Origin of the sequence: Meridianimarinicoccus zhengii (genome assembly GCF_003254465.1) — a bacterium.
Classification (GTDB): domain Bacteria; phylum Pseudomonadota; class Alphaproteobacteria; order Rhodobacterales; family Rhodobacteraceae; genus Meridianimarinicoccus; species Meridianimarinicoccus zhengii.
This window is the reverse complement of the sequence record NZ_QDFI01000126.1, coordinates 1-5,954: the sequence shown is the minus strand read 5'-3', so window position 1 is coordinate 5,954 and position 5,954 is coordinate 1. Positions and strand designations below refer to the sequence as shown.

6 protein-coding genes and 1 pseudogene are annotated in these 5,954 nt (G+C 62.8%); 4 read left to right on the top strand and 3 right to left on the bottom strand.

Going from position 1 to position 5,954, the window contains the following annotated elements; all coding sequences use genetic code 11:
* The 3 genes from DDE13_RS21540 to phnE all read left to right on the top strand — a co-directional run.
* The coding region (locus DDE13_RS21540; RefSeq protein ID WP_162631164.1) for a phosphate/phosphite/phosphonate ABC transporter substrate-binding protein at window positions 1-437 on the top strand (437 nt) is incomplete at its 5' end.
* A complete protein-coding gene (locus tag DDE13_RS21535) occupies window positions 434-1,216 on the top strand; it encodes a phosphonate ABC transporter ATP-binding protein (RefSeq protein ID WP_046002643.1) in 783 nt (260 codons plus the stop codon). The genes DDE13_RS21540 and DDE13_RS21535, both read left to right, overlap by 4 nt.
* Entirely contained in the window at window positions 1,216-1,974 is a 759-nt protein-coding gene (gene phnE, locus DDE13_RS21530; protein ID WP_046002642.1) for a phosphonate ABC transporter, permease protein PhnE, read from the top strand. The genes DDE13_RS21535 and phnE overlap by 1 nt, the downstream gene beginning before the upstream one ends.
* A 3-nt stretch (window positions 1,975-1,977) precedes the next feature.
* Here phnE and DDE13_RS21525 read toward each other — a convergent pair whose 3' ends face one another.
* Entirely contained in the window at window positions 1,978-2,454 is a 477-nt protein-coding gene (locus DDE13_RS21525; protein ID WP_040643433.1) for a L,D-transpeptidase family protein, read from the bottom strand.
* 99 nt (window positions 2,455-2,553) lie between these two features.
* The gene (locus tag DDE13_RS21520; RefSeq protein ID WP_438873632.1) at window positions 2,554-4,950 is read right to left on the bottom strand and encodes a heavy metal translocating P-type ATPase; all 2,397 of its coding nucleotides are present in this window, start codon (window positions 4,948-4,950) and stop codon (window positions 2,554-2,556) included.
* A 169-nt stretch (window positions 4,951-5,119) separates the two neighbouring features.
* Between DDE13_RS21520 and DDE13_RS21515 the strand changes: the two genes are divergently transcribed.
* Window positions 5,120-5,389, top strand: coding sequence for a hypothetical protein (locus DDE13_RS21515; protein WP_005613342.1), 270 nt, complete (start codon window positions 5,120-5,122; stop codon window positions 5,387-5,389).
* 39 nt (window positions 5,390-5,428) lie between these two features.
* Here DDE13_RS21515 and DDE13_RS21510 read toward each other — a convergent pair.
* Window positions 5,429-5,893 (bottom strand): annotated as a pseudogene (locus tag DDE13_RS21510) (L,D-transpeptidase); the annotation flags it as partial.
* Window positions 5,894-5,954 lie beyond the last annotated feature (61 nt).

Below are 5,954 nucleotides of genomic sequence, written 5' to 3'. Positions count from 1 at the left end.
CGGAATCTGGCTATCTCTATCCGCTCGCCGAATTCGTCGAGGCTGGGCTGATCGACGGTCCGGGCGCGGCGGAGGCATTCTTCGGCCGCGTCTTCTTCGCAGGCGGCTATCAGCAGGCCATGCAGGCGATGGCCGAAGGTCTGGTCGATGCCGCGGGTGCCAGCCAGTATGCGGACCTGCTCCTGACGCCGCAGCAGCAGGCACAGGTGACATGGATCGCGGAAAGCCCGCCAATCCCGAGCCATGTCGTGATCGCGCGACCCGGGTTGGATGCCGAGGTGCAAGACCGCTTCACCAACGCGATGCTGCAGCTCAACGAACCTGAGAACCGCGACAAGCTGCGCTATCTCTACGGGCCGGACGGCTATGTCAGGGCCGACTCCGCCGCCTATGGCGGCGTGCGCGACATGGCACGGCGATATGGGCTCCTGGAATGAACATTGCGATCCGGATCGACGACCTGAACTTTGCCCATCCGGGCGGGAGTGTTCCGGCGCTGGAGCGGGTCTCGCTTACAATTTCGACCGGCGAAAGCGTCGCTTTGCTCGGCCCGTCCGGGGCAGGAAAAACAACGCTGCTGGCATTGCTCGACGGCAGGCTTCAGGGCTGGCGCGGGCGCGTTTCAGTCTTGGGTGCGCCGCTCGATCCCGACCAACCGCCGCCGCGCGCAAGCCGACCTGATACCGGTTTCGTGTTTCAGGAATTCGCCTTGGTCGAACGCTCCACGGTTCTGCGCAACGTGCTGAACGGCCGCCTAGGCCGGATGGCGCCCCTGCGCGCCCTGCTGGGGTCGCCAACGCCACATGATCTCGACATTGCGCGCACAGCCCTCACCGATTGCGGCATTGCCGATCTCGCCGAACGCCGGGTCGACAGTCTCAGCGGCGGCCAGCGGCAGCGCGTGGCCATTGCGCGGTGTCTCGCGCAGGAGCCACGGCTGATCCTCGCCGACGAGCCGGTGAGCAACCTCGACCCCACCCGCGCTGGGGAGGTCTTGGCGCTGCTGACCGGGGCGGCGCAAGCGCGCGGCGCAACGGCGCTGTTTTCCTCGCACCAGCCCGACCTGGCGCGGCGTTTCGCGCAGCGCATCATCGGCATGCGGGATGGGCGGATCGCCTTCGATGTACCGACCTCCGAGTTGAACGATGATGCGACGGCGGAGCTCTACCGCGAGGTCGAACCATTGCCCGGTCTCAGCCTCAGGGCGGTGTCCTGATGCAGTTTGGCGGGTTTGGCGGGTTCGTTACCAGCGCCCTGATCGCCGGCGCGATCCTCTGGTCCTTCGCCACGACCGATGTCGAGTTGTCGCGTCTCGTTTCGGCCGGTCCGCGGATCGCTGACTTTCTCGGGCGGATGTTCCCGCCCGATCCGACAGTGATGGCCGAGATCAGGAAGGGCAGCGCGGAAACGCTGAGAATAGCGATCCTCGGTTCCCTCGGCGCTGTGATCCTGTCGATCCCTCTGGCCATCCTCGCCTCCGAAACGATGGTATCGCCTGCGGTGTTCCGGCCGATCCGAACGCTGCTTGCCTTCATCCGGGCGATTCCGCTGATCCTCGTGGCCATGCTCATGGTGGGCGCTGTGGGGCTCGGGCCGCTGCCCGGCATCATCGCGGTCGCCTTTCATGCAACGGGGATGCTCGCCAAGTTCTATGCCGAGGCGATCGACGGCGTGTCCCGCGCGCCGATCGCCGCACTGGAAAGCGCGGGCGCCGGGCCGCTCGTGCGGCTCAGATACGCGATCTGGCCGCAGATGGCGCCGGTCGTCGCCCGCGACACGATTTTCCGGTTCGAGTTGAACCTGCGCGAGTCGCTGATCCTCGGCATTGTCGGCGCGGGCGGGATAGGCTTTTACATCCAGACCTACGTGCGCTCTTTCCAGTATGATAAGGCGGCCAGCGTCACGATGGCGGTCGTCGCCATGGTCATCGCCATTGAGGCGATCAACGTCGCGCTGCGGCGCCGCTTCACCTGATCCTTAAGCGTATATGTCGATCGGTGTCCCGTCCCTGACCATGGCATAGATTTCCTCGATCTGGCGGTCAGTGACGGCGATGCAGCCTGCTGTCCAGTCGCGGACATTCATTGGGTCAGTCCCCTTGCGCGGTCCGCCGTGGATGAAAATGTCGCCACCGGGCGACTTTCCTTGGGCCTGCGCAAAAGCGATGTCTGCCGCGTTGGGATATGAGATGCCGATTGACAGGTGAAAGAGGCTGTCCGGGTTGCGCCGATCAATCACGTAGGAACCCTCCGGCGTACGGCCGTCCCCCTCGAACTGCTTGTGACCTTCGGGCGCGAAGCCTAATCCGATGGGATAGGTCCGCAAGACGTCATCCGCCCCGTCCAGAACCAGAAACCGCTCTGCCTTGTACATGCGTAGCCGGGCCACTTCGGGTCCGTTGTACGACCGGAACTTGCTGGCACAGCCTGACAGGAAGGCGGCAAATCCGCCCATCAAAAAGGCGCGCCGTGGAAATCTGGTGTTTGTCACTGCTCGACGCCCCTTTTTGCGAGGTCTGTTGGTGCCAGAGGTTACTCTAACGAAGACGTCGGATCAATGACCGTGCGCCAGTGCTCCCTTCGCCATCTGCTCGCCCACCGGTTCACCGCCCGAAGGCCCGTCCTTGATCCGATGCCCGTTCAAAAGCCGCAGCGCATTGGCGACCACCAACAGGGATACGCCTACATCCGCAGCGATGGCGCCCCACATCGAGGCCATCCCGAACGCGGTCAGCCCGACGAACAGCGCCTTGGTTGCCAGCGATATACCGATATTCTGGTGGATAATCGTCATTGTCCGGCGAGAGTGAGCAATCAGCCACGGCACTCGAGCCAGATCGTCGGTCATCAGCGCGATATCGGCCGTCTCGATGGCCGCGTCCGAACCGACAGCCCCCATGGCGATGGCATAATGCGCCCGCGCCATCGCCGGTGCGTCGTTCACGCCGTCACCGATCATCGCCACCATGTCGTGGGTTGCCACCAGTTCCTCGATGGCCGTCACCTTGTCTTCTGGCAAGAGATCGGCACGCACCTCGTCAATGCCGACCTCGGCCGCCACTGCACGCGCGGTGCGCTCGTTATCGCCGGTCAGCATGACGATTGTCTTCACGCCCTGCGCGTGTAGGCGCGCAACGATCCCCTTTGCATCTGGGCGGATGCGGTCGCGAAGCTCCAGTACGCCGGTCACGCCGGTCTCGTCACCCACGGCAACGAGGGTGCTCCCTGCCCCTTCGATCCGATCCCGCAGATCCGCCGGAATGGCATTGCCGAACCCCTTCTCTTCGGCGAAGCGATCCGAGCCGAGCCAGATAGCGCGCCCGTCGGCGCGTCCTTCCAGACCGCGCCCGGGCACGGTGCGGGTGTCCTCTGCGGCAGACACGGAAACACCATCGGCTTCGGCGCGCGAGAGGATGGCGCGTGCCAGCGGGTGTGAAGACCGCGCCTCCAGACTTGCTGCCAGCGCCATGAGATCGCGTGCGGAAACGCCGACCAGTGGGTGAACCGCCGCCACCTCAGGCTCGCCCATGGTGATCGTCCCGGTCTTGTCCATCGCCAGTGCCGTGGTCCGCCCCGGCGCCTCGACATAGGCGCCGCCCTTGATGAGCACCCCCGCCCGTGCCGACGCGGTCAGCGCCGCCACGATAGAAACCGGCGTAGAAATGACCAGCGCGCAAGGACATGCGATGACCAGAAGGACCAGAGCATTGTAGAACCAGTAGTCCCAGGCGCCGCCGAGCAGCAGTGGCGGCACCAGCGCGATGGCGATCGCCAAAGCCATCACGATGGGTGTGTAGATGCGCGCGAACTTGGCCACCCACTGTTCGACCGGCGCGCGGCGGGCATGGGCATCGCCCACCATGCGAATGATTTTCGCGAGCACCGTGTCCGAGGCGGCCTTCGTCGCCCGCACCGTCAGTGTGCCCTCGCCGTTGATCGTGCCGGCATAGACCTCGTCGCCGGGTTCCTTGGGCACTAGCGCGCTTTCCCCAGTAATTGGGGCCTGATCGACGGCCCCTGCCCCGTCCACGACCTCACCGTCGAGGGGGATCCGGTCGCCGCCGCGCACGATAAACCTTGCATTGACTGCCACGGCCGCGGCCGGAACGTCGGATTCAGATCCGTCGTCGTAAAGAACCCGCGCCGTTGGCGGCGCCAGATCGAGGAGAGATGAAACCGCGTTGCGTGCGCGACCGACACTCCAGCTCTCAAGATAGAGCGACAAAGAGAAGAAAAACGCGACCGTCGCGGCCTCGAAGAATTCGCCGAGCCCGATGGCTCCTGCAACGGCCACCACCATCAGTAGGTTCATGTCTGGCGAAAGTCGCCGCGCCGAAGACCATGCCTTGGGCGCAACCAGCCAGACCCCAAAGAGGATCGCGACGGCGAAGATCCCTGCTTCCGCCATAGGCATAGGCACCTCGCCATGCCCCGCAAAGAGCCCGAGCGCGCCGCCCATGCCGGTCTCGACAATGTGAAAAAGGAACCCCGCCGCCCAGAAGCCGCCGCTCAACGAGGTAAAGCGCTTCTGACGTGCCAGATGCGCGGCCTGATCCTCTGCTGCGTTGTCGGCGTCCCACGGTTTTGTGCTCATGCCGGTACTCGCGACCAGTTGCGAAACCTCGTTGTCCGAAATTCCGACTGCGGTATCCAGAATCGTCATCCGACCATTGATGACATCGAACGCCAGATGCTCAGTCCCGCCGACTTTTGGACCGACCACCCTATTCAGGATTGCCACCTCTTCGGCACAATCTAGACCGGAAACTTGAAAACTTCGCCCATTCGAGGGGATGGATTGTGCCGGTCCCGTGTTGGCTCCAGCACCGCAGCACGCAGCACCTTTTCCATGAGAGTGGGGAACTACGCTCGCATGTTTGTGATCATCACCATGATCGTGACTGCAGTCAGAGCTGTGCTTGTGGTCGTGGCGGTGGCCATTGGAAGACATGGGATTGACCTCGGGATTCGTTCATTCCACATTGAGATAGCCCCTACAGTAACTAGAGCTTCAAGAGCAAAAACAGAAACTTGGTCAAATAAGGACACAGACCTGCGGAACCTTGAAACGCGCCGCTAAGTCTGAGGACGCGGCTGACCTGCCAAAGAGTGAGATAGATATGCTTCAAAAATATGCGGTGATCATGGTTGCAACATTGGCCCTGGCTGGCTGCGCGGTGCCTTCTAAGGAAGACAACGATCCATTCAGGATCGGCAATGTTCCAGAATCTGTCGCAGCCCTCGCTGCACCCGACCAGGATCTCATCACGGCACGGCTACGTCCCGAAGATAATTGCTATTGGTATGCCCATAGTGGGCCGGTGGAAACGACCTTGGTCCCGTTGCGATCGGCAGGCGGCAATCCCATCTGCGTCGCACGCCAATCCTGATTGACGCGTCCAAGCGTCGGATTGACGGCGCGGCTTGGGTCAACTCTGCGGAGTCACGCTGTCCTCGGCCGAATATAGGAACGCCGTCGAGCCAATCTCCACATTCGGATACAGATCGTTTATGTGCGCCATGACCATCCGGACGCAACCGGAACTGGCTCGGCCGCCGATGCTTCGCGGCTGTGGTGTACCGTGGATGCGCAGATAGGTGTCTCGGTCCCCGACATAGAGATAAAGCGCCCGTGACCCGAGCGCGTTCTCAGGTCCGGGTTCCATACCGTCAGCGATGTCGGCATAGAGCTCCGGGTCGCGGTCAATCATGTTCTGTGTTGGCTGCCAATGCGGCCACCTGACCTTGCGCTTGATCGTGTAGACGCCTGGCTCATAAAGTTTGCCACGAGCAATCGCTACGCCATAGCGCATCGCCGTGCCGCCTTCCTCGATATGGTAAAGATAGCGCGCGACAGCATCGACATGGATGTCACCGGCCACAAGACCATCTTTAGTTCGCCCTGAACAATTCCTAACCTACTGATTCTCAGCGCAGATCACGCTGGAGCGCTGG

Bases quoted from the DNA above. Each gene is read 5' to 3' on its own strand.
- DDE13_RS21535 (WP_046002643.1), top strand. From the start codon at position 434: ATGAACATTGCGATCCGGATCGACGACCTGAACTTTGCCCATCCGGGC.
- phnE (WP_046002642.1), top strand. From the start codon at position 1,216: ATGCAGTTTGGCGGGTTTGGCGGGTTCGTTACCAGCGCCCTGATCGCC.
- DDE13_RS21515 (WP_005613342.1), top strand. From the start codon at position 5,120: ATGCTTCAAAAATATGCGGTGATCATGGTTGCAACATTGGCCCTGGCT.
- DDE13_RS21525 (WP_040643433.1), bottom strand. From the start codon at position 2,454: ATGGGCGGATTTGCCGCCTTCCTGTCAGGCTGTGCCAGCAAGTTCCGG.
- DDE13_RS21520 (WP_438873632.1), bottom strand. From the start codon at position 4,950: ATGTCTTCCAATGGCCACCGCCACGACCACAAGCACAGCTCTGACTGC.